The organism is Candidatus Lernaella stagnicola (assembly GCA_030765525.1).
GTDB lineage: Bacteria > Lernaellota > Lernaellaia > Lernaellales > Lernaellaceae > Lernaella > Lernaella stagnicola.
This window is the reverse complement of record JAVCCK010000003.1, coordinates 115,239-141,804: the sequence shown is the minus strand read 5'-3', so window position 1 is coordinate 141,804 and position 26,566 is coordinate 115,239. Positions and strand designations below refer to the sequence as shown.

Here is a 26,566-nt window from a genome sequence, read left to right as displayed (position 1 = left end):
GTAATGATACGAGCTAAACTTTTCGCAAGGAGGCGAACGTGAGTCCCGTCGGCGCTGCCAATACTATCGCTGGATCCAACCTCGTTGGGCAAGTGCAAAGCGCACAGCAACTGGCGGTTGACGTCAACCAGAAAAACGCCGAATCGCAAGCCGCCCGCGAGCAGGAAGTCCGCAACCGATCCGTCAACAACTCCGAACAGAACCAGAAAGTGAAGGACCGCAAGCGCCGAAAGGAAGAAAAGCGGCGCCGGAAGCGGAAGATGCAGGCAAAAGCTAAAAGTCGCGACGAAGCCGAAAACGGCGAAGAAAAGAAGCCGCAAGGCTACAAGCGCATCAACGTAACGATCTAAATGCCGAACCAATTTCATCCGACCACCCCGTCTACCGGGACGAGCCCGCGACTGCCGATGTCTTTCTTCGTTGCACGCCGCGGGCAGGTGATGCAAAACCTCCAGCACGGCGACAAACTGGCGGTCACGGTGCTGGAGCGCTTCGAAAGCGGCAAGGTGATGCTCGATATCAAGGGCACGCCCGTCACCGCCCGGGCCGAAGGGGACTTTCCGGTCGGCGCGAAAATCGACGTCGTAGTGCAGCGCTCGGGCAAGGGCTTTGTCTTGCGGCGCGTCGGCGAAGACCGCAATACGCTCACGAATCTCGCAAAATTCGTCCGCGCCAAACTGGGCGGCATGGAAAAACGATCGCAGACCATCGCCCAGGTGCTGGCCGGGCCGGCGTTTCAATCACTCGGCGACGCAAAAACCGGCCTGGCAGGGATGTATGGAAAACTCGTCGCCCTGCTGCTTCCCCTGCTCAAGGCCGATACCGGACTCGCCGCGAATCTGCAAAACCTGGGTGCCGTCCTCGGTCTCTCTCCCATGGGATCGGGAGACCGCCTGCGGGAGTTTCTCGGCGTCAACCTGCCGGGTCTACTCGACCGCATGCTTCAAGCCGGCAAAAAGGACTTCCAAGGTCTCTTGCAGCGCAGCGGTTCCTTGACGCCGGCCGAAGCCGAAAACCTCACCCACCTGGCCGGCGCACTTAAAGAGCAAATCGGCCTTTTTCGCGGCCTCAATGCGCTGCTTGACGCCCGCGGCCGGCCCCTGTTTATTTCGCTGCCATTCCTCTATCAGGGCGAGCCGCAGCCCACGGATATCTGGGTCTACAAACGTCACGACGCCGAGGGAGGGCGCGACGATCCGGACGCGATGTCCGCCGTGGTTCGGTTAACCATGTCGCGTTTGGGGGAAGTGCGGGCCCACGTTGTGTTGAACGGGTCTCGTGTCTCGGTGCGGATTTTTACCGAAACCGCCCAAACCGCCGAACGCCTCGAGGAATCCATACCGGATCTGCGCGAGGCGCTGCGCGGCGCGGGATTGTCACCGGCCGTGTCGGTACGCGAGGGGCTGGACATGCGGCCCTTGCCCGAGTTGCGAACGATGATCCGAGTGGACGGCGAGAAAAGAACGCTGGATGTGAAAGCATGAGCAAAAAGAAAGAAAAAAAAGTGGATCGCAAAGCCGCCGCCGCGATCAAATACGATCCCGGCAAAGACGGCGCGCCGCGCGTGACCGCCAAGGGAATGGGTGTGGTCGCCGAGAAGATAATCGAAAAAGCGATCGCCGCCGGTGTGCCGTTACGCGAAGATCCCGACCTTGCCGCCGCGCTGGCCAGAATGCCGCTTGGTGAAGAAATCCCGCCGGCGCTTTATCAAGCCGTCGCTGAAGTACTCGCGTTTGTCTACCGCATGAACGGGCGAGGCGACGTCTAAGCGCTGGTTGATGAACCACGAGTCGCGGGTGGCCTGTGGAATGAGCCGACCTGATGGCGCGCACCGTTGTTTCCTCGCCACGGATTATTCGATCGAAAAACCAGCCGGAGAAACGTTGTTACGCATCGCGCCGCAGTCGCTATCTTCCGCGGCGCAATTCAAACCGCTGGCAGGAAAGGATGTAGTTGTTGAGGATCTTCCGGTTCTCGGGGGAAAGGTGCTTCCAGGCGATACCGAGGCAGAAACGACCGTGCTTGGAGCGCCAGGCCCCCCGAATAATGCCGTCGAGTTCCAACATCTCCGTGTTGTTAAGCAACACGCGGATTTTCTGAATTTCCATGCCGGGCTTCACACCGGCGGACTTGATGAACGAGAGGCAGATTCCGGTGATGCTGATGTTCTCCACGCGGGTCTTCGCCAACGCGGGCCGGCCCAAGAGAGATACGATTTCGGCCGGCAGCGAATTCCCCGGCTCCACGCGGAAGGCCTGCCGCCGCTGGACGAAATTAATCTCCCCCGGCATCTCCAGGCGGTGTTGGGACGTCGCTCCCATTTTACCGAGGTAGCGGGTGTTGAATACGTGCATGCCGGCGCCGGAGAGGAAGCAGTGGATTTGCACTTCCGTTCCGGCCTCGACGTTCTCACACGCCGCAGCCGGTTCCGGTTGGTCGATAACCAGGTCGCCGTGAAACGTGTGGAGGATACACGAGTGAAAAGTACCATGATCGCGTGTCACGACTTTGATGGCACCGCCCGTGGCACACGCTTCTCGGATTACTTCCCGGATTTCGCGTTGCGACTGGATGTGATTGAGTCTATCCGTCATTTGAATAAGAATATCGGAAATATAGCCGCATAATAAAAGTGCCAAACGTCACTTTTTTTAGTTTTTCGAAAACGGGCGGCCAACCGCCGGGGAAAAGTGGCACTCAGTGACCCGACGCTCCCGGGAAGCGATCGTAACCTTCACCGCGGGCGAGGTCATCGACGTTCACCACACGCAGTTCGGCGTGCGAACGGTGGAGCGGGAAAACGGGCGCTTGATGCTCAACGGCCGCATCGCGTTTCTGCCCGGCGTGGCGCGGCATGAGGAATGGCCTGATACGGGGCGCAGCGCGAGTCGGGAACGCATCGTCGAGGATTTGTCGATCATCAAGGAACTCAACGCGCTTTTCCTACGGATGGGCCACTACCCGAACCATCCCTATACCTACCTGGTGGCGGATCGTCTCGGAATGGCCGTGATGTCCGAGATACCGGCGTGATGGCGGCGACCACGTGGTTCTGCGTGTTCGACTGGTTCACTAAAAACGGCCTGCCGGATTTCGTGGCGTCCTTCCATCAATCCATGGGTTTGATCGACATGGATCGCGAGCAATGGAAACCGGTCGCCGGACTGCTGCGCGACGGCTACGCGCCTTATGCCGCGTTCGGCGGTTTGGGTCCCGAACCCGACGATTACGTCAATGAAAACGAGCCGAGCGACGACACCGCCGCGGACGACGATGACAACGATGACACGGCGAGCGATGATGACGTGGAGAAAAACAAATCCGACGCGGGCTGCGGCTGCTGACCGCGCGACGCGACCACCGGCAGGCTTTTATTTCGATGATTCTCTCCGTATGCTGACCCGACAGAGGTTGCAGGAGGGATCATGAAAGCATTGTTTGAAAGCGGTTTTCACGAACTCTATGACGCGTCGCAATTGCGAAGCTTGTACGCATTCGAAAACTTCGGCGTGCAAGGCGACTCGATTTTGGGTTGGATCGCGCCGACCGAAATCACCGTCGAGAAACTCATCGACCGTGACGACGCCGTACACGACCGCCCCATCTTCGCCGCTTCCCAGGTACACTACGTGGTCGAGATGTTCGGCATCGACTTGACGACCGCGGTGTTGGCGCAGCGGCTGCTCAACGGCTGGATGGCCCGCGGCGCGCGCTGGATGAAATCCCCCGACGTGGCATGCGACGTGGAATTGTCCGGCAACGATGTCTACTGCTTGTTTCCGGCGGAAATCGAATTCGACAAGGGCGAGGACATGACGCAGTTTGTGCTCTCCGGCCGCTTTCACTACAGCATCCCGGGCTGCAAAAAACTCTCGGTGTCCATTGCCACGGCCAGCCCGGTTTCATGCCTGATTCACGCCGGCATCAACGTGAGCACCGAGGGCACGCCGGTGCAGACCGCCGCGCTGGACATGCTCGGCATCGACCCCGTCGCGTACGGCGAGTGGGTCGCCGAGAATTTCGCCAAAGACTACGAAAAAGTGCTGGCCGCCACGACCAAAGTGCGCTGGGTTCCCTAAGGCTCGCGCATGTGCGGCATTGCAGGCCACTGGCGACGTGACGGCGCGAACGCGGATACCGCTCGCGTGGAACGAATCGGCGCGGCCATCGCCCACCGCGGCCCAGACGCAATGGGTATACATGCCGCGGGACCTGTATGTCTGCTTTCCCAGCGTTTCAGTCTCGAAGACCATGACGGCGGCGCGCAGCCCGCGAGCTATCGGGGGATAACCGTCGTCTGGAACGGCGAGATTTTCAATTGGCGCGAGCTGGCGTTTCGACACGGCCTGGAGGAGGTCAGCGGTGACACCGTGCTGCTGCCGCGCCTGCTTTCCCATTGCGGGCCGGAAATTATCGCTGAATTCAACGGGCAATTCGCCATCGCGGCGTGGGATGAGCGACGGCGCCGCCTGATCCTGGCCCGTGACGCTGCGGGCATTCTGCCGCTGTTGTATCGCGAAACGCCCGATGAAATCGTGTTTGCGTCCGAACTGTGCGGCATGCTGGCCGACCCGCAGACACCGCGTGAACTCGACGAGGACGCGATTACGTATTTCCTGCGCATGGGTTTCTTCCCGGCGCCGGAAACGCCGCTGGCAAACGTACGGCAGCTTGAGCCCGGTGCGATTCTCACCGTGCGACCCGACATGCTGGAGAAACGGTTCTTCGGCCTGCCGCGTTTCCATCCCGGCTTTCGCGGCACGCTGCGCGACGCGGCTTCGTCCCTGGCCAACCTGATGCACGCGGCGGTTTCGCGGCGTTTGTCGACCGAGTCGCCCGACGGGCTCTTTCTCTCCGGCGGTGTCGATTCGGGCTTGATCGCCGCCGTGCTGCGGAAAATGCGGGTCGAACGACCCTCCTACACGGTGGGTTTCGAGGGCTCGGGCAGCACACGGGATTACCATTTCAAGGATAGTTTCGAACGACGCTCTGAAGTCTTCAGCGAAGCCGATCTCGCCGACCAGACCGCGGAATCCTTGGGCGCACCCAGGCCGGTTCATGTTACGGCGGGCGCGGCCGCACTGACGGCGAGTTTCCCCGAGGCGGTCCGGCGCCAGGACATCCCCTGCATGAGTATCAGTTCGCCGCCGTTGTATTTTCTGACGAAGCGAGCGGCGGTCGACATTCGCGTCGCGCTTTCGGGCGGCGGGGCCGACGAGCTATTCGCGGGTTACGCTCACTGCGATCCGCGTCACTACGAATCCGGCGGCTCCACGATCGAGAAATACCTCGAACTCGTGCAGGTGTTTTCACCCGAGGAACTCGCGGCGATCGGCTCGCCACTTGCCGACCGGGCCAAGGCTGTGCGTGAGGCGGTACACATGCAGACCACTTGGGCCGGTAACGGCGTCGCGGAAGGTTTGCCCTTCGTGCTGGCGACCGAGCGGCTGGGGCCGTTGCCGCAAAATATCCTGCTCAAGAACGACCGCATCGGCATGGCCAACCCGCTGGAGATGCGTTACCCCTTCCTGGACAGCGAGATAGTCGCCTTTGCTCAGCGCCTGCCGCATCATTTGCTGGTGGGAGAGGGGGGCGGCAAGCTCGTGGTCAAGGAGGCGGCGAAGCTACTTGGCGTACCGCACGAGATCGCGTACCGGCCGAAGATTCGCTTGCAGGCGCCGTACGCGACGTACCTGGACGACCCCGCGCACGCCGATTACTTCGCGCGGCTCATCGCCGATCCGCCGGATTTCGGCCGCCGTCTGTACGATCCCGAAAAAGCGATCGCCTTGCTGTTTGGGCCCGCATGCCGATCGGTCTGGCGCCGCCCGGCAAAAATCATGTTACTGGCAACGTGGAACCTGTGGCTGGCGGGGTTGACCTAACCACAACGCGACCATGTTGATGCAGGGCGCCTTATCGCAACGCGCCGTCGCCGATCGATGCCGTTGACACCGCGCGGGCTCGCGCTAAACTCCTGCCAGTCGCGAATTTCTGCTCCGGGAGACAATGTTTACTTGACCGCGCGCATCGCCATTCACGGATTCGGCCGCATCGGGCGCTGCTTTTTCCGACTAGCACAGCAACAAAACGTCTTCGAGATCGGCGCCATTGCCGACGTTGCCGAGGCGCCGACGTTGGCCTACCTGCTGAAATATGATTCGGTTCACGGTCGCTATCCGGGGTCCGTCGAGGCTGAGGGTGACGCCATCGTTGTCGACGGTCGCCGCATTCCAGTCGTGTCCGGCGGGACACCGGGCCAGCGTGATTGGCGGACGCATGACATTTGGTGTGTGCTCGAGGCGACGGGGCAGTTCACGCGTTACGACGCGTTGGCCGGCCACTTGGAGGCCGGGGCGCGAAAAGTCGTGCTTTCGGCCAATCCCCATCCGGGCGACCGCGAACGGCTTCCGACTTTCGTGATGGGCGTCAATCACGAGCAATACGATCCGGCGCGCGACCACGCGGTTTCCAACGCCAGTTGCACGACCAACTGCCTCGCGCCCGTCGTGCAGGTGCTGGATGAACATTTCGGCATCGAGCACGCGCTGGTGACCACGATCCACGCCTATACCAAGGGGCAGAACCTGGTGGACGCGCCGCACGAAGACCTTTGCCGGTCACGCGCCGCAGCCATGAATATGGTGCCGACCTCCACCGGGGCGACCGCCGCCGTGGGTGTCGTCCTGCCGCGGATGAGAGGAAGGATCACGGGTTTGTCGGTGCGGGTGCCGACGCCCAACGTCAGCCTCGCCGATGTAAATCTCTCGTTTGGCAAGACAACGGACGCAGAAGAGATTAATTATGTACTGAATCAAGCGACGCTCGGGTCGCTGCGAGGCATCGTGGAGGTGACGCGCGACCCGGTGGTTTCCGGCGACCTGAACGGTTGCCGGGCCAGTGCTACGGTCGATTTGGCTCGCACGATGGTCGCCGGTAAAAAGGGCAGCTTGGCCAAGGTCATGCTGTGGTACGACAACGAAATGGGTTACGCGGCCCGGCTGATCGATATGATGCACTGGATGATCCAGGCAGAGAAGGAAGGAAACGATGGCCATTAAGTATGTGGACGAACTGGAAATCGAAGGGAAACGGGTTTTTCTGCGCGCGGATTTGAACGTGCCGATCACGGACGGGCAAATCACCGACGATACGCGAATTCAAGCCGTGCTGCCCACGATTCGCCAGATCCTTCGCAAGGGTGGCCGGCTGATCCTGGCCAGCCATCTGGGCCGGCCGAAAGGGAAGGCGGTCGAGAGTCTGTCGCTCAAGCCGGTGGGTGAGCACGTGCGGGAATTGCTCGACCGCACGGTGATCATGCGCGAGGAATTGGACGTGTATTCCGACGGCGTGAGAGTTGTGGCCAACCAGTTGAAAGAGGGCGAAATTCTCTTGCTGGAAAACCTGCGCTTCGATCCGCGGGAAACAGCTAACGACCCCGATTTCGCGCGGCAACTCGCGGAACTGACCGATGTCTATATCAACGACGCTTTTGGCGCCAGCCACCGGGCGCACGCCAGCATCGACGCGCTGCCGCGGGCCGTGGCGGAGAAGGGCGCCGGCTTCCTGATGCGCAAGGAGTTGCGCTACCTGCGGGAAGCTTTGGCGGATCCGACGCCCCCGTTTTGGGCGGTGCTGGGCGGCGCGAAAGTCAGCGATAAGCTGGGCGTTGTCGAGCATTTGCTGGACAAAGTGGACGGGCTGATCATCGGCGGCGGCATGGCCTATACCTTCCTCAAGGCGTTGGGCAACGAAATCGGCAAGAGTCTCCTGGAACAAAGCCGGCTGGGCTATTGCCGGGCCGTGCTGAACCGCGCCCAAAGACTTGGCGTGAAGATACTATTGCCGGTCGACCATGTCGTGGCCGACGCCGTATCGGCCGACGCCGCGGCGCAGGTGATACGCAACGGCGAATTCGAGGCCGACATGATGGGTCTGGACATCGGTCCGCAATCGATTGTGTTGTTTACCGAGGCGCTTGCGTCGGCCAAGACGATCGTATGGAACGGACCCATGGGTGTCTTCGAAATTGAAAAATTCAGCCAAGGCACTTTCGCCGTGGCCCGTGCGGTCGCTTCCAGCGATTCAGTATCGATCGTCGGCGGCGGTGATTCGGTCAGTGCGGTGAAGAAAGCCGGCGTGGCCGGCCAAATCAGTCACATTTCAACCGGAGGCGGGGCGAGCCTCGAATTGCTCGAAGGACGGGTACTGCCCGGAATCGCCGCCCTCGAATCGTGAGATCGAGCCCATCATAGTGAAAGGATTAAAACCAATGAGTCGACGCCCCATCCTGGCAGGAAACTGGAAAATGAACCTTTTGATCGCCGAAGCGGCCGAACTGGCCGCGGCTCTTGCCGGGCAAGTCGGCGACATCTCCGACCGTGACGTGGTGCTTATCCCCACGTATACGGCCCTGGCGGCCGTGCGGGAAGAAATCGCGGGAACCAATATCGCGCTGGGCGCCCAAAACGGCCACGCCGAACCCGGCGGCGCCTTCACCGGCGAAATCGCCATGCCGATGATTCGTGACGCGGGCTGCGATTACGTGGCGATCGGCCACAGCGAGCGGCGGCAGTATTTCGGCGAGACCAACGCGGGCTGCAACGCCAAGATCAAGGCGGCGCTCGGTGCCGGCTTGCGGCCGATCTACTGCATCGGCGAAACCCTCGCACAACGAAAAGCGGACGAAACCTTCGAGGTGATCCGCGTGCAGGTCGCCGAAGGTCTAGCCGGTTTCACCGCGGCGGATCTGGACGAACTCGTGGTCGCTTACGAGCCGGTCTGGGCGATCGGCGCGGGCAAGTCCGCCACGCCGGACGAGGCGCAGGAAGTACATGCGTTTATCCGCAAGCAACTCGCCGACACTTTCGGAGAAGCGTTTGCCGCGGCGGTGCGCATTCAGTACGGCGGTGCGGTTAAGCCGGACAACGTCGATGCGCTCATGGCGCAGCCGGATATCGACGGTGCGCTCGTGGGCGGTGCGTCGCTCAAGGCGGATAGCTTTGCGCGTATCGTCCGGTTTGAGTAACGATCGACAATGAAGAATGGGAGAGCGGCGCGGTTAATGCCGCTCTTTCTGTTTCTGTAAAATCCGATAACTTGTCAAATGGCTGTTTTTTTGACACCATCGGCGCATCACACCTTTTGCGAGAAGGAGTCGGTTGATGAGGTTTCGTTTAATCTTAGCCGTGGGGTTGGCACTGATTTTGGCGTCGTCGTCGGTGCTCGCGGGCAAGCCGTTCGACCACCAGCACAAGGCCTTCCAGCAGATTCTTCAATCGTATGTAAAGGACGGGAAAGTCGATTACGCGGGATTGAAGCTGGCTCACAAGAAGCTGGATAAGTATATCGATTCGCTCGGAGATGTTTCCGAGAAGCGGTATGCGGGCTTCACGCGGAATCAAAAACTTGCCTATTGGCTGAATTTTTACAACGCGTGTCTGCTCGAAGCCGTCAGCAGCAATCTTGACAAAGTCGCCACGGAGGGCACGCGTTCGCCGCGGCAGATTCCGGGCTTGTGGACCGCGTTCAAATGGGAAACGCCCTTCGGGCGGCGCACCTTGAATTCCATGGAGTTCGATTTTCTGAGGGATTTTCGCAAAGTTATGTGGCCGACGGCGGTCAGTCGCGGGACGACGAGTGGCGGTTACTTGCGTTCGCACGCCTATACGGGATCGAATGTGAAGGACCAAATTCGCTCGGCGACAAGACAATGGATCGGAATGAAATCGAATTTCGAGGTGGACGTCGAGAAGAAAACGTTGCGTGTTTCCAAATACTTGCTTCACTTCATGCCCGACTTCAAAGGTGAATTCATGAATCGAGGCGAGTTCATGGGGCGGACCGAGCAGGAGCAGGTGTTCGCCAATATCTTCTTGAAATTCGGCACGAATAGCGACGCGAAAGCGATGATTCGTAAAGGGGATTTCACGCTCGTCGCGCTGCCGAAAGACGACACGCTGAACGAATTCGGCGCCGCTCGCTAAAAGTAAGGCGGCCACCGGCGGATCATCTTTCCCTCCGAACATTCAGCCTTTCGTAAATGCTTGAATGTTTATTCATTCTCTTGACCCTGGAGGATTAGACAAGATAAAATAGGACGGCTTTAGCCGCGGCACACGCGGGAGGGAGAATCTTATGAAACGCCATGGGTGGTTGTGGTTTGTCTTAATTCTCGTTTGTTTTTTGACCGTTTCTTTCATCGGTTGTACTACGAGCGATACCACGGATGAAACACCGGGTAACTTTGAGGAAGCCGATGACGATGGTCCGGCGCCCGGCGCGAACTCCGATGATGACGATAATGATGACGACACCGGCGGCGATGACGACACCGGTGGCGATGACGACACCGGTGGCGACGACGATACTGGTGGCGACGACGATACTGGTGGCGACGACGATGACGACGATGATGACGACGACGATGATGACGACGATGATGATGACGACGATGATGATGACGACGACGATGATGACGACGACGATGATGATGACGACGATGATGATGACGACGATGATGACGACGATGATGATGATGACGACGATGATGATGACGATGATGACGATGATGATGATGACGATGATGACGATGATGACGACGATAATGATGACGATGATGACGATGATGACGACGACAATGATGACGACGACAATGACGATGACGACAATGACACGTCACCACTCCCGCAAGCGCCGATCATCACGATTGTCAGCCCGCCGGACGGCGCGGTGTATTCCACCTACATTATTGACGTCAACGTCACGCTTGGTTGGGTGGACGATGTCGACACCGTGCATGTGTACTTGAATGATTTTGAAATCACTTCGGTACTCAACGTAAACACGACGCTGATCCAGGGGCAGATCAATGCCGCGATCGGCGGTTCTCATACGCTGCGCATTGAGGCGTCTAACGAATACGGGGACAGCGAGGAAGAGTCGACGTTCACGGTCGACAAGCCCTGGATCCGTGTGGACAAGCCGCAGATGGGCGACTTCCTGTTCACGATGGACGTCGAGATTGACGCCGAGTTCGGCAACGCGCCCGACGCCGGCGTGACCGTGACGCTCGACGGAACGGAAATCACCGGCTCGTTGGAAGTGTTCATGGGCGACATTTACGGTGTCAAAGAAAGCGTGGCCGAGGGCGAGCACCAGTTGGTCTTCGAAGCCGAGGGGGCCAAAGGCGACGTGGCCGAGGTGACGATCTACTTCACAATCGAATTGGAAGATCCGCACTTCGAGCTATCGATTAGCGAAACCACCATTTCCGTCGGCGAATTCGTCGACGTCTTCTATACCTTCTACGACGAAACCGGCGACGACATCACGGCATACGTAACGGTGGACATGGAGGTCAATCCGCTTAGCGGCGTGGTGGTCGACGGCGATCGCTTGACCTTCTACACACCGGGCCTGTTTACGGTCACGGTGGGCACTTTCTACACAGGATGGGGATACATCACGGCGAACACGTGGGTGTTTGTCGAAGCCACCGATCCGTACAACCTTGACCTAACGTTGTCAGCCTACGAGATCGACGCTGGTGATTCGCTCTTTGCCGACGCCGTGGTGACGGACGAGGACGGCAACGAACTGACGTGGTTCGACATCGCCTACCTCATCGATCCGCCGGTCGGCGCCTCGGTCAACGGCAACGAAATCACGTTGACAAAGGCCGGCACGACGTTCATCACCGCCAACGCGGTGGGCACGGCCGTGTACGACACCGAATCGGTCCTGGTGAATCCGGGGCCGGTGTATGAGTTGACCCTCTCGTGTGACAAGCCGGTCATTGAAATCGATGAGACGGTGACTTGCGCGGTCGAGTTGGTCGACGAGTACGGCAACGCGATCGAGGATGAGCCGTACACGTATTCGGTGACGCCGAACATCGGCGTGATTATCAACGGCGACGAATTTACGTTCACGCAGGCCGGGTACTTCGTACTCAACGCACAGTCGTCCCATTACCCGGCTTACGACGACCAAGCCGTGGTTCAGGTTATCAACAACACGACGCCGGGTATCGTGATCGAGACACCCGACCGCGGGCTGTACACGCAAGCCCCCACGGTGACGCTGACCGGCTACGTGTTCAACGTCGACTTCCTCGATCCGGGCACGAACGTGACCCTGAACGGCATGGATATCTACTTTGAGTGGGATACCGGCGACTTCGGTCCCGAAATCTACAATTTGACCAACGGCTTGAATATCCTCGCCGTGGAAGTCACCACCGCCGACGAACGCCACGCGCGCGCCGCGGTCAGCGTCATGTACGCGCAAAACGAATGGCCGAACCACGCCATGATTACCGACTCGCTCGGGTTCCGACTCTCCGATCTGGGCTTCGACCAAATCGAGGTCTTGCTATCCTCGTTCCTGGAAGACCTGCCCATCGAGGAATTGTTGATGTCGCAGAACCCGATCTTCGACGAAAGAGCCGAGCTGTGGGGCATCACGCTGGCCAGCGCCAAGGCGACGGTTACCAGCGTCGACAACTCGGTGCCGTGGGTTGACTTCGACGTCGTACCTTCGGCGCTGGATACCTATGCGGGCATCGACCATCTGGAGGTTTTCTTCAAGGTGCGGATCGGTATTCTGCAAAAGGTGGGCGACGAGAACAAATTATTCAGCTTCACGGTCAACGGCAGCGTCGAAGTCAACTCGGTGACCCTCGACACCTCGACGGTCGTCTGGTTGGATCCGAACACGCATAACGTCATGACCGATTTCCCGCGCTTCGCGGTGAATATCGGCGACTTCCAAATTCATATCGACAACTTCCCCAGCCTGCTGGAGGACCTGTTCGAGTGGATCATCGGCGATGCGATCCAGGACGCCGTGGAATCCACGTTGTATGCCATGGTGCCGCCGTTGGTGGCCGACTTGCTGGCCGATATCCCGATGAGCTTCACCTTCCCGGTGGGCGACATCAACATCGGCATCGACGCGCAGCCCGAGTCGCTCGAACTGACCGATTCCGGCATGAACATCTGGATGAATTCTTCGTTGAGCAGCGATTCGTACGATCCGATCGTCCGGCCGCTCAACGGTTCCCTGAAAACGCCAAGCGTCAAACCCGATATCGCTCTGGCCCCGAACGGGCAGAGCTTCGGTTTGTCCTTTGCCATCAGTGATGACCTGGTCAACCAGGTGCTCTACACCGTCTACCGCACCGGCATGTTGCACCTGGATGTCGCTGCCGGTATCGACGCCTGCGATACGTTGTTCTACGCATTGCTGCCGGAAATTTGCGACCACTATGGCGGCGGTTCGGTACCGCTGAACATCACCATCCGGCCGCAATTGCCGCCGGTGATGGTTATCAACCCGGCCAAGGCGGGAACCATCGAAACCGAGATTCAACTCGGCGACATGTTCATCTATCTGCTGGCCGATACGGGCGGCGGTAATCCCGAACCGGTTCTGACGATCTCCGCCAGCACCAAAATACCGACGGATATCACCCACGTCTGGGAAGACAATTCACTGAATGTCGCTTTCGGCGATGTGGACGTGTATGTCGACACGGTGGCCAACCCGCTTTCGTTGCCCGAAGGCCTGTTTGAAGACATCGCCCCGTTGCTGGTTGACTTCATTCTGCCGATCCTCAGCCAAGCCATTGAGGGAATCGGCCTGCCGGAATTCGAAGTCGCCGGCGACATTTACCGGCCGCGTTTGAACAACATCTTCGTGCTCGGCTCGGGGCAAGACTTCATCGGTGCTTTCGGCGATATCGAACGGGTGTCGCCCTGATCGGCCGAGATAAATAAGCAAAGGCGGCGCCGCGCGAGGGCGTCGCCTTTTTCGTTCTACAAGGATCGCTTGACCCACGGGGAACAGACTCCTAACGTAGCGATCTGCTACAAAAGTCGTTCGCGTAGGTCGGATTTCGACGGGGGGATTTTATGACCAGGCGCTGCTTGGTTTTCGGAACGCTCTGGTTGATGGTGATGCTTACGACCGCCGGGGCCTGGGCCGCGGATGACGCGGCACCCGAGACGCCTCCGCTCGACTCCGCCGTTGCCACGGACGCTCCGGACGAAGTGGCCGCGCCCGTGCCGGTCGTCCCACCGCTTGCGCCTCCTGTTGAAGTCGTCGCCGCCGACAACCCCTCCGATGCGGGCGGATCCATCGTCGTGAAGATCACGCCGTCCCCGGACGAGTACGCTGCGGTCCCCGTGGTTTCCTACATCGTCGAACGCGCCGTGTGCGAACCCAAGGGATTTCAGGAGATCGGCCTCGTGATGGCCTTTGCCTTGCAGAGTGTGGACGAGAAGGGCCGGAATGAACCGATGGTTCGCGTCGTGGACGCCGATACCATCGACGGCACGGACTATTTCTACCGCGCCGTGGCCGTGACGGCTTCTGGTCGCCGCAGCGTTGCCGTTAACGCCCCCCTCGCGCAATCATCGGCCCAGTGGTTTGCGATAAATAAGCTGAACATGTTGCTTTTGGCGGCGATCATTTCGGCGGCGATTATCTTTTTCATCGAAGCAATCCGCCGCGGCAAGAAACCTTACATCCGCAAAATCGCGGGCCTCGAGGCCGTGGACGAAGCGATCGGGCGCGCCACCGAAATGGGACGGCCGATTCTGTTCATTCCCGGCATCAACGACATGAACGACGTGCAGACCGTCAGCTCGATCATCATCTTGGGCCGCATTGCGCGCACCATCGCCGAGTATGACACGCGGTTGATGGTGCCCAATTGCCGCAGCCTCGTCATGACTACCGCGCGGGAAACCGTCAAGGAAGCCTATGCGGCGGCGGGCCGACCCGACGCCTACAGCGACGACATGATTACGTACCTGACCGACGAACAGTTTGGATACGTCGCCGGCGTCAACGGCATAATGGTGCGCGAAAAACCGGCCACGTGTTTCTACCTCGGGGCGTTTTTCGCCGAGAGCTTGATTTTGGCCGAGACCGGCAACAGCATCGGCGCGATCCAAATCGCGGGCACCGCGATGCCCAGCCAGTTGCCGTTCTTCATTGCGGCTTGCGACTACACGCTGATCGGCGAGGAATTGTTCGCCGCCAGTGCGTACTTGTCGCAAGAGCCCAAACAGCTCGGCAGTCTGAAGGGGCAGGATCTGGGTAAGGCGATCGCGATGCTGTTCATTGTCGGCGGCGGCATTGCCAAGACCGTCGCCGTACTCAGCGAAAACGAAGGCGCTTGGAAAGTCGCGGAGTTCATCCACAACCTGTTCAAGGTCGCGAACTAAACGAACCCGTCGAGGAGAGGATATGCTCAGACGCAGCGTGCCGGTTTTCATCACCTTCCTGGTGGGGACGGTGCTGATTGTCAGTTTCTTCATACCTCATCGCCCCTTTGGCTCGTTAGGCGAAGAGTTCTCAGTTTTCTTCGACATCATTTCGGTGTTCGCGTTCGTGCTGGGCGGCGGCAATCTGCTTAGGGTTCACACCGAAAAAATCGGTAAACGCGCGGCGGGTTGGGGCTATTCGGCCATTTGCGTCGGAGGTTTCACCCTTACCTTGGTCGTCGGTCTGTTCAAAATCGGCAACCCCTGGGGTATCCAGGGCGACTTGACCGAGCAGGGCAGTACCTTCTTCGGCATCTACGAATACGTTTTCAAACCACTGGGCGCGACAATGTTCGCGCTGCTGGCTTTTTACGTGGCGTCGGCGAGTTACCGGGCCTTCCGCGCGAAAAACGCCGAAGCCACGATCTTGCTTGTGGCGGCGTTTATCATCCTGCTCGGACGAACCTTCCTCGGCACCTTCGTGACGGCGTGGCTGCCCGACAGCCTGTCGTTCCTGGAGGTACCACGCCTGGCGAATTGGATCATGTCCACGCTGAATTTGTCCGGACAACGGGCGATCATGATCGGCATTTCCCTCGGCATCATTTCCACCAGCCTAAAGCTGATCCTCGGTATCGAGCGCAGCTATTTGGGCGCGGACAGCGGCGAGTAGGGGGCGGTCATGGCAAAAAAAGCTTTCTACGAACGCATCCGCGACATCGACAGGCGACTGATCTTCTTGTTCATCGCCCTCTCGGTAATCATTCCGCTCATATTCGACCTATACTTCCCGGAGGAAGCCACGCCGATGGTGCAGGGCGTTTTCGACAAGATCGACAACCTGCCCGACGGCAGCCGCATTCTCATCGACTGTTCCTACGATCCGGCCTCGATGCCGGAATTGCAGCCCATGGCCACCGCTTGGGTGCGCCACGCCTTCGTGAAAAAACACAAGGTATATACGACGGCCCTGTGGCCCATCGGACAGCAAATGGCCGTCAACACGCTCAACGAATCCGTCGACTTCATGAAGCGGCTGGAGCCGGACCGGCGCATCGTGTACGGCGAGGACTACGTCAACCTGGGTTTTAAATCCGGCGGCCCCGGCGTGATCAAGGTGATATTGACGAACATCGGCGCGCTTTATTCGACTGACATCAACGGCACGAACATCGCCGACATCCCGATGATGCGGGGTGTGACCAACCTCAAGAGCTTCGACTTGATCATCAGCATCAGTGCCGGTTTCCCGGGCAGCAAGGAGTGGATCCAGTTCGGCAGCGATCCGGCCGGCGTGGCGATCTGCTCGGGCTCCACGGCAGTGCAAACGCCGCTGCTGTACCCCTACTTCCCGCAGCAACTCGTCGGCGTGCTCGGCGGCTTGAAGGGTGCGGCGGAATATGAATCGCTGCTTTTCGCCAAGTTGCGCAAACGTTTGACGACCCGCCTGCCGCTCATGCCCGAAGTGCTCACGGCCGAGGTCGCTCGGCTGCAGGCCGATCGCCAGATCGACGAGGAATTGCGTGAGAAGTTGATCGCCGAAAAGAACGCGCAGCTTGTGGCGCTTAAGGCGGTCGATATCGAGAAACTGAACGACCGTGAATTGGTCGATCTCTCCGTGGGGATTTTCGGTTACACGCAAAAAGGAATCCGGCGTATGGGTCCGCAGGCGATCGCGCACATGGTCATTGTGTTGTTCATCGTGATCGGCAATATCACCTTCTTCATCGACCGCCGCCGGTCGAAGCAGTAGGGGGACGCGATGAGCAGGAACCTGGCAATCAGCATCGGTTTCGTCGCGGTCTTCGTATTGCTCGCGGTGATCGGCACGCTCTTCGGCGACGCCATCACCAGCCCCGTGCCGGGACCCGACGATCACACCTTCAGCATGCCCAAGGATATTCTGTTGGTTGCGCCGCAGGACGAGATCCGGCGCGAAACCGACACCAATACCGGCAAGGCGAGAATCGTCGCCCCCAATGGATTCACTATTGTCTCGGAGGTGCCGGCAAAGTATGAGCCCCCCGTCGGGGATGTCGATCCGTGCAACCCGCCGCCGCCCAAAGACGTGGAGATGACGTTCAAGCATATCCGCGATGAAGACCATTTCGGCGCGGTCGTCGCCGCGGACGTAAAGGTCGAAAACCGCGACGGCAAGGCGTACGTGCGCGTACCCTCGGGCGGAACGCTGATCGAGCGCAAGATGTCGTGGCACGGTTTCTGGACGTGGTTCGCCGCGTTTCTGACGCTCTGCATTTTGAGTTTCCTGTACGACGACAATCCCTTCTACAAGTTCGCCGAGCACCTGTTTGTTGGTGTCAGCGCGGCGTACTGGATGGTCGTGGGCTTCTGGACCGTGATCGTGCCGAACCTGATGGGCAAGCTGTGGCCTTCGCTCGTGGCGAAAATCAACCCGGGGATCGCCGGGGTCGAACGCAACCTGTTGTACTTGATCCCACTGGCGTTCGGCGTCCTCTTGCTGTTCCGCTTGTCGAACAAACTGGGCTGGCTCAGCCGGTGGTCGCTGGCTTTCATCGTAGGCACCACGGCCGGGCTGAACTTCGTGGGCTATTTGCAGAGCGATTTTGTCGGTCAGATCGAGGGCGCGATTCGCCCCTTGGTTTTGTTGAACGCCGACGGCAACATTTCGTTGGGCGGCACCTTCAGCGCGATCGTCATGCTCATCGGCGTGTTAGCCAGCTTGATCTATTTCTTCTTCTCCACCGCCCACAAGGGCTTGATGGGAGTGGCCAGTCGCGTCGGGATCTGGGTGTTGATGGTCACCTTCGGCGCTTCGTTCGGTTATACCGTGATGGGCCGTATCGCTCTTCTGGTGGGGCGGATGGAGTTCCTCTTCGCCGACTGGCTGCACATCATCATCAAATAAACCGCTGGCGGCGTTGTGGATCCGATCTTTTGCTTCCGCCTAGATTTTGGTATAGATAGCGTACCTGCCGAAGAAATTGTTCGAACTGCTAAATAGGGAGGGATGTTTCATGAAACGTGTTGTTTTGTTTATGACGTTTCTGGCCGTGGCACTTGCGGCCACGATGCTGGTGGCTTCGCCGCCGACGGCTGAAATCGCGCCAAACCGCGCCCCGGCGGCTCCAGGAGCCGGTACCGCGCTGGGCGACGTGATTCTCGAGTTAGATGTCGAAACCCCGACCGGCTGTAACCGCATGCTCGCCGCGGAGTGGGTGGACGGCCAAATATTTGTAACCGGTGCCTGTAAAGTCGGCGGGAAGAACCAGGTTTACGTTTTTGAAGGAACGTCCCTTGTCGACCAATTTGACCAGGAAACCACGTCCGAGTGGGGCTGGCGCGATATGGCCTACGACGGCGCGTACTTGTATGCCAGCGACAGCGTCAACATCGACGCGTTTACAACCGACGGTACTGTGGTCGGTAGTTTTGCCGGCGCGCAAGACCCGAATCGCGCCTTGGCGTACGATCCGGCGACGGGCCACTTCTGGACGGCGAATTTTACTTCGAACATTATCGAATTCGACGCCGACGGCACGGTCTATCATAGTTTCACCAACACCTACTCCGTTTACGGCATGGCCTGGGACAACATCAGCGCCGATGGCCCATGGCTGTGGGTCTTCGAACAGGATGCCAACGAAATCCACCAGTTCGACCCGGTGGCCGGCAATTACACGGGCGTGACGATCGGCGATTTGCCCGGCGGCGGTTCCGGCCCGATTGCCGGCGGCTTGGGCGTGGTCCCCTACATCGACGGTTCCAAAATGTCGGCCGCGCTGATCGGCTTGATGCAGGCTGAGCCGGACACGGTGTTCATCGTCGAACTCGTGGCCGACCGCCCCGATATGGTCGAAGCCGACTACAGCATCAACGCGCCGACGATCGACGGCAGCATCGGCCTGGGCGAATGGACCGATGCCTACCAGATGGACTTCGCGGGGACGCCCGGCTTCCTAGCCTACTTAAAGACCGACGGCGACACCCTGTGGGTCGCGTTGGATGTTTACGGTGACGATTCCGCCGACGCAGGCGACCTGGTGCGTTTGTACTATGACAACAGTAACGACGATGCTCTTGACGACAGTTGCAGCGGCACCCCGACCGACGACGGGTACTATCATCTGCGGTGGAGCGGCGCGACGACGGAGTTCCTGCACAGCACGGCGTACCTCAACACGGTTCCCACGAATTGCACGTCGAGCGCTTCGCCGACTGACCTCGACGGCGCCATCGGCTTCGATTCTAACGTCATTTACGAGTTCGCCATCGACCTGACCGCCGGAAACCTCAACGGCGGCTTCGGTGAACGGATCGGCTTCCTGATCAACGTCATTGACGGGGAAACCGACTACGCGGAATCCATTTGGCCCACCGATGGCGCGAAGTATGTACCGGAGACATACGGCGACCTCGTATACAACTCATGCACGGGTTGTTTGATTGCCGATGTGTGCTACGACGCAGGCGAGGCGAATCCTCTCAATGATTGCGAAGTCTGCCAACCCTTCCTCGCCAACGACGATTGGTCCAACCGCGACGGTTTCATCTGCGGTGACGACGGCGTGTTCTGTAACGGCGACGAAGTCTGCGTGGCCGGCGCGTGCGACGGACACTCGGGCGATCCGTGCGAAGACGACGGCCAATTCTGCAACGGCGACGAAACCTGCAACGAGACGGACGATATCTGCGAAAGCAGTGGCGACCCGTGCCCCGATGACGGGTTGTTCTGCAACGGCGACGAGACCTGCGGCGAATTCTTCGACCGCTGCAATCACAGCGGCGACCCCTGCGAACCTGGCGAAATGTGCGTCGAAGAAGACGACATATGCGATCCGCTCGGCGACGACGACGATGATGACGACGATAACGATACCACCGGCGATGACGACACCACCGGCGACGACGACACCACGGGCGATGACGATACGACCGGCGACGACGACACCACCGGCGACGACGATACGACTGACGACGACGACACCACCGGCGATGACGACGACGATACCGGCGGCGTGCCTGCCGATGACGACGACGATGACGATGACAGCGGGTGTGGTTGCTAGCACGCGAAAGAAATAGCGGTACAAAACGGGGGCGGCGGAAAGCCGCCCCTTTTACTTTTCGAATCGCGCGGCGATCAGGTTCTTCGTGCGATTGATGTTGCGGGTCCAATCCGGCGCGATGTGAACCTCCGGTCGCCCGGAGCCGCTGATGCGTTGCACGACGGTCCCCGACGGCAATTCACGCAACATGGCGACCACGGCCTCGACGTACGCGTCTTCGGTCAGCAGCGGGAAGGGCCGCTCACTCCACTGACGCTCCAAGGCACTGCCGCGCGTGATGCATAGCGGGTGAAACTTCACCGCGGCGACGCGCAGGCCCGCGACGCGACGCACCGTCTCCACCATGTCGGCGGCGGTCTCACCGGGCAGGCCGACGATGAGGTGGGCGCAAACCAGGAAATCGCGCCGCCGGCACCGCGCCACGGCGTCTTGCACCGCGGCAAAATCGTGTCCGCGATTCACGGCACTCAACGTGTGATCGTGCGCGGACTGCACGCCGAATTCGACCCACACGTCCAGGTGACCGGCAACCTCGTGAAGCACGTCAAGCACGGGTTCCGGTGCGCAATCGGGGCGCGTTGAAACCGAGAGAGATACGACTTCCGGGTGCGCGATGGCCTGGCCGTAAACCTCGCGCAGCGTTTCGACAGGCGCGTGCGTGTTGGTACCTGATTGCAGGTAAGCGAGAAATTTGTGGGTCGCGCCGTGACGTCGCCGGAATTGTTCGATCTGGTCGTTAAGCTGCTCGCGTACCGAACGGCCGGCGACGATTTCCGGATCGGGGCCCGATTCGTTCAAGTCGCAAAAGAGGCAGCCGGCGCGTGAAATCGTGCCGTCCTTGTTGGGACAGCCAAAGCCGGCATCCAGCGAAATCTTGCGCACCGGTGTGCCGTAGCGCTCTTTCAGCCACCGGGAAAAGGGCAGATACGGCAAAATTTCGCTCATGCAGCGAGTATGCGGCGCGTGGCGCAAAAACGGAAGACCGTTTTCTACAACGTGACCGTCTCATGCCAGAGCGGCACGCGCGCGTTGAATCCGTACTGTGACTTGAGCAGCTTGGCGAACGTGTTCGCCGGACCTTCTTCGCCGTGTACAACGAAGGTGCGCGGCGGTTTATCGGCAAGCGGTTTCGCCCAATCCATCATACCCTGCTGGTCGGCATGGGCGGACAACCCCCCGATCGTGTGGATGTGCGCGGCCACCATGATCTCGTCGCCCATGATTTTCACCCGCGGTATGCCGTCGACCAAGAGGCGCCCCAGTGTCCCGACGCCTTGGTAGCCGACAAACACGACATGCGCTTCGCGCCGCCAGAGGTTGTGCTTGAGGTGGTGCAGGATGCGGCCCGCGTTGCACATGCCGCTGGCGCTGATGATGATGCTGGGCTCGTCGACAAAGTTGATCTGCTTGGATGCGTCCGTCGACCGCGTGAATGCCAGCCTGGGCACCATGAGTGGATCGCTGCCCAGGGCCGTCAGTTCGTGGACGGTCTCGTCGTCGTAGCATTGCGAGTTCTCGCGCACGATCTGCGTGGCGGAAATCGCCAGCGGCGAGTCGACAAACACATTGAAAGCGGGCAAGCGGCCTTCGTCGTTCATCTCACGAAGCCGGTAGAGAACTTCCTGTGTACGGCCCACAGCGAACGCCGGGATAACGACGTTGCCGCCCTCTTTGTAGGCTTGCAGTAGGATCTCGGCCAACTCGTTGAGCGTGTCGCCGCGCGGCCGATGTTGGCGGTCGCCGTAGGTAGATTCGATTAGCAGCACGTCGGTCGGGTTGGGCGGCTGCGGATCGCAGATGATCGCCTGGTCGGTATTGCCCAAGTCACCCGAGAAGGTGATACGACGCTTGGCGCCGTTTTCGTAGGCGACCATCTCCACGAAAGCGCTTCCCAAAATGTGACCGGCGTCGCGGTAGACGGCATGCAGGCCTTCGACGACATCGAATTCATCGCCGTAGCGGTGCTGGACGAACAACTCGATCGCATCTTCCGCATTGCGCATGGTGAACACCGGGCGCTCGAACGGTTGCCCGGAACGTTTTGCCTTTCGGTTGTGCCGCTCGGCTTCAAATTCGGCGATATGCGCCGCGTCCAGCAGCAGAATGCGCGCCAAATCGGAGGTGGCCGCCGTAGAATGGATCGGCCCTCGGTAACCGTCGCGCACCAACTTGGGCAGCAGGCCGATATGGTCGATATGGGCGTGCGTCACAACCACCGCGTCGATGGTTTGCGGATTGAAGTGAAAGGCTTCGCGGTTCCGGCGTTCGATCCGGCGTCCGCCTTGATACAGGCCGCAATCGATGAGCACCTGCTTACCGCCGATGCGCAGCAGGTAACAAGATCCGGTCACGACGCGAATCGCACCGTGGAATTCAAGTTGCATGGTCGTCTCCTAGTCCAACAGCCGGACGCGTTGCACGTCCGGGTTTTCGAAATCGTAGAGTTGATCGGTTATCGCTACTAGAAAGGCGCGCGCGGCGCCTTCGTTACGAACGGCGTGGGCGGCGCCCGGCTCGATGTGCAGCATCATCGGTGCGTCGCCGGCGAGCACGGTTTCAAAACGATCATCGCCGACAGTGACCACGACACGTAGTGGACCGCCGCACAGGATGATCCATTCACGCTGCTTCTTGTGGACGTGGTTGCCGCGCACGGATCCCGGTTGCATTTCCACGAGATGCACGTTGCGCAACGCTTCGGCCGGTAAGGGTAGGAAATCCAGCAGATTGCTTACCCAGCCGCGCTGATCGCGGCTTGTTTCGACCGCGGTGAGCCGGAAGAAATCACTCGACGGAATCATCGGGCTGCTGTGATTTCAGGACGGTGACGAGGTTGTCGAGCATACCGCCCATTTTGTGGAAGATCAGATCGTAGAAGGCGTAGGTTGTGCCGATGGGGTCGGGGATCGTGGCGCCTTTCTCGGGGCCGGCGTCAGCGAACTCGCTTAGCAGGAAAGCCTTGCTCATTGCCGACGGCTCCAACTGCCGCACGATTTCGAGGTGACGGTCACGGTCCATGGCGAGAACTAAATCGGCGCGGCGCAGCAAATCGACGGAGAGCGGCGTCGTGCGATGATAGCTGATGTCCAGACCGTGTGCTTCGGCCACGGCCACGGCGTCGGGGCTGGCCGGATAGCCGGGTGGGGCGATGGTGCCCGCCGACCGGACCGCCACGCCACGCACTTCGGCTTCCTGCAATTTCGCGCGTAACTGGGCGGCGGCCATCGGGCTGCGGCACATGTTTCCCGAGCAGATCACCAGGATGTCGAGCACGTTGTCTGGGATTCTCGTCATTCTTCGCTTCCGTTCGTGAAAAGTTCCATCGTTGCGCCTTTGGGGATCGTCTTGCCTAAATGTTCGTATGCCCGCGGTGTGACGACACGGCCTCGCGGCGTTCTCTTAAGGTAGCCACGTTGAATCAAAAAGGGTTCGATGACGTCTTCAATAGTGTCTTTTTCTTCCGAAAGGCTGGCGGCCAGCGTGTCCACACCCACGGGCCCGCCCTGAAAGTGATCGATGATCGTCAGTAGCACCCGCTGGTCCATCTTGTCCAGACCAACCGAATCGACGCCCAGGCGTTTGAGGCTGACCGCGGCGATCTCCCGCGTGACCCGGCCGTCGCCTTCCACCTGGGCGAAATCGCGGACGCGACGCAACAGGCGGTTGGCCACGCGAGGCGTGCCGCGGCTGCGGCGCGCGATTTCAGTGGCTCCGTCTTCGGCAAGTTCGACGCCGAGGATGCGGGCGCTGCGCCGAATGATTGTGTGCAAGTCTTCGGCTTCGTAAAAATCGAGGCGATCGATGATGCCGAAGCGATCACGTAGCGGATTGGCGATCAGGCCGATGCGCGTGGTGGCGCCGATGAGGGTGAAAGGTTGTATCGGCATTTGCACGGTGCGCGCCGAGACGCCTTCTCCGAGAATGAGGTCGATGGCGAAATCTTCCATCGCCGGGTACAGCTTTTCCTCCACGACTTTCGAGAGGCGGTGGATTTCGTCGATGAACAGTACGTCGCGCGGTTGCAGGTTGGTCAGAATCGCGGCCAGATCGCCGGGGCGCTCAAGTACCGGGCCGCTGGTCGAATGCAAACCCACGCCCAATTCGTTGGCGATGATATGCGCGAGCGTCGTTTTGCCGAGTCCCGGCGGACCGTACAAGAGCGCGTGATCGAGGGCTTCGTCGCGTCCCCGCGCCGCTTTGATGTAAATGTGCAGATTATCCTTTACGCCGCTTTGGCCGATAAACCCGGCCAGCGTTTTCGGCCGCAACGTAGCGTCAAGTTCCTTTTCCGTGGTTGTGCCTTGCGGATCGATGGCGTCTCTGTCCATTCGTTATCCCTTCGCGTGCCGCCGCAGGGCGGCGCGAATCAGATCTTCCAAACCGGCATCCGGACCGACGACCTGCCGGGCGCGCGCGACCGCGCTTTCCGCTTCGGTCTCTCGGAACCCCAAGTTGACCAGTGCCGACAGCGCGTCACGTTCGGCTACGCTCAAAGGGGAGGGCGGCGCGGGAAGCTCGATTTCGGCCTCCGCAAGCAGCTTGCCGGCTTTGTCGCCCAGGTCGACCAGAATGCGTTCCGCCGTTTTCTTGCCGATGCCGGTCACCGTGGAGAGCGCCTTGGCGTCTTGGTTGGCGATGGCGCTCAGGAGGTCTTCGGCCTTGAACGCCGACAGCAAATTCATAGCCGCGCGCGGGCCTACGTTGCTGACCGAGACCAAGTGGCGGAAGAGATTCTTTTCCAGCGCCGTGAGGAATCCGTAAAGTGAGATATCGTCTTCGCGGACCGAGGTGTGGATCAGTAACGTGACTTCGGCTGGCGGTTCGGGCAGGGCGTAGAAACAGTTGGCGCTGATGTTCACCGCGTAGCCGACGCCGCCCACATCGACAACCACGCGGGTCAATTCCTTCTCGGCAAGCCGACCGGCCAGGCGTGCAATCATCGTTGGGCTCCCAGACTCTGCATGGCGATCTTCATGCGTCGGCTGTTCAAATGGCATATGGCCGCAGCCAGAGCGTCCGATGCGTCTTCCATCGCCACTTCCGGCAGTCCCAACAGGTTTTTCACCATGATGGCCACCTGCCGTTTTTCGGCGCGGCCGTGGCCGACCAGGGCTTGCTTGGTTTGGGCGGGCGCGTATTCGAAAATCGGCAGGCCGGCGTTGACGCAGGCCAACAACGCGACGCCGCGGGCGTGACCGAGCACGAGCGCACTCTTGGCGTTCTTATGAAAGAAAAGGGATTCGACGGCCGCCTCTTGGGGTTGGTGGCGGGCAATGATGTTTGATAACTCGTCGTAGATCTGTTTCAAACGTTCGGGCAAATCGCGGCGTGTTTGGGTGATGATGCCTCCGCAATCCACGTGCACTAGTTTCTGCGGCGCGGTCTGTTCCTCGACTACCCCCCAGCCGCAGATGCGACTGCCCGGGTCTATCCCAATCACCCGCATGGGCGTGTCTCCTGCGCGGACGGGGCGGCGATCACTCGTCTTCGTTCATTTCCCCTTCGGGCATGTCGAAATTCGACCAGACGTTTTCCACGTCGTCGAGCTCTTCGAACGTCTCCATCAACTTGAGCATGCTGCCGGCTTGTTTGCCGGAAAGGTCCAAAGTCGTTTGCGGCAAAAAGGCGAGATCGGCGCTTTCGCTCTCGAGCTCCGCTTGCTCGAAGGCTTCGCGCAACGTGTTGTAGTCTTCAATGGCGCAAATCACCTCGACCATTTCTCCCTCTTCACGAATATCTTCGGCGCCGTTTTCAATGGCTACTTCTTCGAGGCGGTCCATGTCCAAGCCGTCCGTTTCAAAAACGAATAGCCCTTTGCGATCGAACATCCATGCGACACAACCTTTTTCGCCGAGGTTTCCGCCGAATTTTGCGAAGGCATGCCGAACCTCGGCCGTTGTTCGGTTGCGGTTATCGCTGATGGTTTCCACCAACACCGCCACGCCGCCGGGGCCGTAGCCCTCGTACACGAATTCCACGAATTGGGCGCCGTCGACGCCTTCGCCGGTGCCCTTGGCGATGGCGCGCATGATGTTGTCTTTGGGCATATTGGAGCCCTTGGCCGCCGCGATCGCGTTACGCAGTCGAATATTGGCTTCGGGATCGGAGCCGCCTTCTTTGGCCGCCAACAAGATTTCGCGGTTGAGCTTGGAGAAAAGCCTGCCGCGTTTGGCGTCGGCCGCGCCTTTTTTCCGCTTGATCGTGCTCCATTTGCTATGGCCGGACATAGTACCTCCGCAAGGG

26 protein-coding genes are annotated in these 26,566 nt (G+C 59.9%); 17 read left to right on the top strand and 9 right to left on the bottom strand.

The features are described from left to right. Positions 1-38 precede the first annotated feature (38 nt). Genes P9L99_01180 through P9L99_01170 form a run of 3 tightly spaced genes read left to right on the top strand, consistent with a single transcriptional unit; the run spans position 39 to position 1,768 of the window. Positions 39-350: a hypothetical protein gene (locus tag P9L99_01180; GenBank protein ID MDP8221945.1), complete on the top strand. Its 312-nt coding sequence runs from the start codon at positions 39-41 to the stop codon at positions 348-350. A 57-nt stretch (positions 351-407) separates the two neighbouring features. Beyond that, positions 408-1,484: a flagellar hook-length control protein FliK gene (locus tag P9L99_01175; protein ID MDP8221944.1), complete on the top strand. Its 1,077-nt coding sequence runs from the start codon at positions 408-410 to the stop codon at positions 1,482-1,484. Beyond that, positions 1,481-1,768, top strand: coding sequence for an EscU/YscU/HrcU family type III secretion system export apparatus switch protein (locus P9L99_01170; GenBank protein ID MDP8221943.1), 288 nt, complete (start codon positions 1,481-1,483; stop codon positions 1,766-1,768). The genes P9L99_01175 and P9L99_01170 overlap by 4 nt, the downstream gene beginning before the upstream one ends. Before the next feature lie 139 nt (positions 1,769-1,907). On the opposite strand, the gene P9L99_01165 is transcribed toward P9L99_01170, so the two are convergent. Continuing rightward, positions 1,908-2,504: a PilZ domain-containing protein gene (locus tag P9L99_01165; protein MDP8221942.1), complete on the bottom strand. Its 597-nt coding sequence runs from the start codon at positions 2,502-2,504 to the stop codon at positions 1,908-1,910. Between the two features lie 196 nt (positions 2,505-2,700). On the opposite strand from P9L99_01165, the gene P9L99_01160 reads away from it, so the two are divergent. The 14 genes from P9L99_01160 (at position 2,701) to P9L99_01095 (ending at position 20,323) form a co-directional block, all read left to right on the top strand. Continuing rightward, entirely contained in the window at positions 2,701-3,033 is a 333-nt protein-coding gene (locus P9L99_01160; GenBank protein ID MDP8221941.1) for a glycoside hydrolase family 2 TIM barrel-domain containing protein, read from the top strand. Next, the gene (locus tag P9L99_01155; GenBank protein ID MDP8221940.1) at positions 3,030-3,344 is read left to right on the top strand and encodes a hypothetical protein; all 315 of its coding nucleotides are present in this window, start codon (positions 3,030-3,032) and stop codon (positions 3,342-3,344) included. The genes P9L99_01160 and P9L99_01155 overlap by 4 nt, the downstream gene beginning before the upstream one ends. An 81-nt stretch (positions 3,345-3,425) precedes the next feature. Further along, the gene (locus tag P9L99_01150; GenBank protein ID MDP8221939.1) at positions 3,426-4,079 is read left to right on the top strand and encodes a DUF366 family protein; all 654 of its coding nucleotides are present in this window, start codon (positions 3,426-3,428) and stop codon (positions 4,077-4,079) included. 9 nt (positions 4,080-4,088) lie between these two features. Continuing rightward, entirely contained in the window at positions 4,089-5,885 is a 1,797-nt protein-coding gene (gene asnB, locus P9L99_01145) for an asparagine synthase (glutamine-hydrolyzing) (protein MDP8221938.1), read from the top strand. Between the two features lie 132 nt (positions 5,886-6,017). Further along, positions 6,018-7,061, top strand: a complete 1,044-nt coding sequence (gene gap, locus P9L99_01140) for a type I glyceraldehyde-3-phosphate dehydrogenase (GenBank protein MDP8221937.1) — start codon at positions 6,018-6,020, stop codon at positions 7,059-7,061. Beyond that, positions 7,051-8,238, top strand: a complete 1,188-nt coding sequence (locus P9L99_01135) for a phosphoglycerate kinase (GenBank protein MDP8221936.1) — start codon at positions 7,051-7,053, stop codon at positions 8,236-8,238. Before gap ends, P9L99_01135 begins: the two co-directional genes overlap by 11 nt. A 34-nt stretch (positions 8,239-8,272) precedes the next feature. Further along, positions 8,273-9,028 carry a triose-phosphate isomerase gene (tpiA, locus tag P9L99_01130; protein MDP8221935.1) on the top strand — a complete coding sequence of 252 codons (756 nt, stop codon included), beginning with the start codon at positions 8,273-8,275 and terminating at the stop codon, positions 9,026-9,028. A gap of 136 nt (positions 9,029-9,164) precedes the next feature. Continuing rightward, positions 9,165-9,986 (top strand): DUF547 domain-containing protein, encoded by an 822-nt coding sequence (locus P9L99_01125; protein ID MDP8221934.1) that lies wholly within the window; start codon positions 9,165-9,167, stop codon positions 9,984-9,986. A 151-nt stretch (positions 9,987-10,137) separates the two neighbouring features. Further along, positions 10,138-13,764 carry a hypothetical protein gene (locus P9L99_01120; GenBank protein MDP8221933.1) on the top strand — a complete coding sequence of 1,209 codons (3,627 nt, stop codon included), beginning with the start codon at positions 10,138-10,140 and terminating at the stop codon, positions 13,762-13,764. A gap of 152 nt (positions 13,765-13,916) precedes the next feature. Next, positions 13,917-15,236 carry a hypothetical protein gene (locus tag P9L99_01115; protein MDP8221932.1) on the top strand — a complete coding sequence of 440 codons (1,320 nt, stop codon included), beginning with the start codon at positions 13,917-13,919 and terminating at the stop codon, positions 15,234-15,236. Positions 15,237-15,258: 22 nt separating this feature from the next. Then, positions 15,259-15,948 carry a hypothetical protein gene (locus P9L99_01110; GenBank protein MDP8221931.1) on the top strand — a complete coding sequence of 230 codons (690 nt, stop codon included), beginning with the start codon at positions 15,259-15,261 and terminating at the stop codon, positions 15,946-15,948. A gap of 9 nt (positions 15,949-15,957) precedes the next feature. Continuing rightward, positions 15,958-17,028: a hypothetical protein gene (locus P9L99_01105; GenBank protein MDP8221930.1), complete on the top strand. Its 1,071-nt coding sequence runs from the start codon at positions 15,958-15,960 to the stop codon at positions 17,026-17,028. A gap of 9 nt (positions 17,029-17,037) precedes the next feature. Further along, positions 17,038-18,162, top strand: coding sequence for a hypothetical protein (locus P9L99_01100; GenBank protein ID MDP8221929.1), 1,125 nt, complete (start codon positions 17,038-17,040; stop codon positions 18,160-18,162). A gap of 109 nt (positions 18,163-18,271) precedes the next feature. After that, on the top strand, positions 18,272-20,323 hold the full coding sequence (locus P9L99_01095) for a hypothetical protein (protein ID MDP8221928.1): 2,052 nt from the start codon (positions 18,272-18,274) through the stop codon (positions 20,321-20,323). A gap of 51 nt (positions 20,324-20,374) precedes the next feature. Here P9L99_01095 and P9L99_01090 read toward each other — a convergent pair whose 3' ends face one another. Genes P9L99_01090 through P9L99_01055 form a run of 8 tightly spaced genes read right to left on the bottom strand, consistent with a single transcriptional unit; the run spans position 20,375 to position 26,550 of the window. Further along, the gene (locus P9L99_01090; protein MDP8221927.1) at positions 20,375-21,268 is read right to left on the bottom strand and encodes a TIGR01212 family radical SAM protein; all 894 of its coding nucleotides are present in this window, start codon (positions 21,266-21,268) and stop codon (positions 20,375-20,377) included. A 44-nt stretch (positions 21,269-21,312) separates the two neighbouring features. Next, positions 21,313-22,707 carry an MBL fold metallo-hydrolase gene (locus P9L99_01085; GenBank protein MDP8221926.1) on the bottom strand — a complete coding sequence of 465 codons (1,395 nt, stop codon included), beginning with the start codon at positions 22,705-22,707 and terminating at the stop codon, positions 21,313-21,315. A 9-nt stretch (positions 22,708-22,716) separates the two neighbouring features. Then, the gene (locus tag P9L99_01080; GenBank protein ID MDP8221925.1) at positions 22,717-23,124 is read right to left on the bottom strand and encodes a cupin domain-containing protein; all 408 of its coding nucleotides are present in this window, start codon (positions 23,122-23,124) and stop codon (positions 22,717-22,719) included. Beyond that, entirely contained in the window at positions 23,108-23,617 is a 510-nt protein-coding gene (locus P9L99_01075; protein ID MDP8221924.1) for a hypothetical protein, read from the bottom strand. Before P9L99_01075 ends, P9L99_01080 begins: the two co-directional genes overlap by 17 nt. Continuing rightward, positions 23,614-24,651 (bottom strand): Holliday junction branch migration DNA helicase RuvB, encoded by a 1,038-nt coding sequence (gene ruvB / locus P9L99_01070; protein MDP8221923.1) that lies wholly within the window; start codon positions 24,649-24,651, stop codon positions 23,614-23,616. Before ruvB ends, P9L99_01075 begins: the two co-directional genes overlap by 4 nt. A 3-nt stretch (positions 24,652-24,654) precedes the next feature. Next, on the bottom strand, positions 24,655-25,263 hold the full coding sequence (ruvA, locus tag P9L99_01065) for a Holliday junction branch migration protein RuvA (GenBank protein ID MDP8221922.1): 609 nt from the start codon (positions 25,261-25,263) through the stop codon (positions 24,655-24,657). After that, positions 25,260-25,769, bottom strand: coding sequence for a crossover junction endodeoxyribonuclease RuvC (gene ruvC, locus P9L99_01060; protein MDP8221921.1), 510 nt, complete (start codon positions 25,767-25,769; stop codon positions 25,260-25,262). The genes ruvA and ruvC overlap by 4 nt, the downstream gene beginning before the upstream one ends. A gap of 31 nt (positions 25,770-25,800) precedes the next feature. Then, entirely contained in the window at positions 25,801-26,550 is a 750-nt protein-coding gene (locus P9L99_01055) for a YebC/PmpR family DNA-binding transcriptional regulator (GenBank protein MDP8221920.1), read from the bottom strand. Between the last annotated feature and the right edge of the window lie 16 nt (positions 26,551-26,566).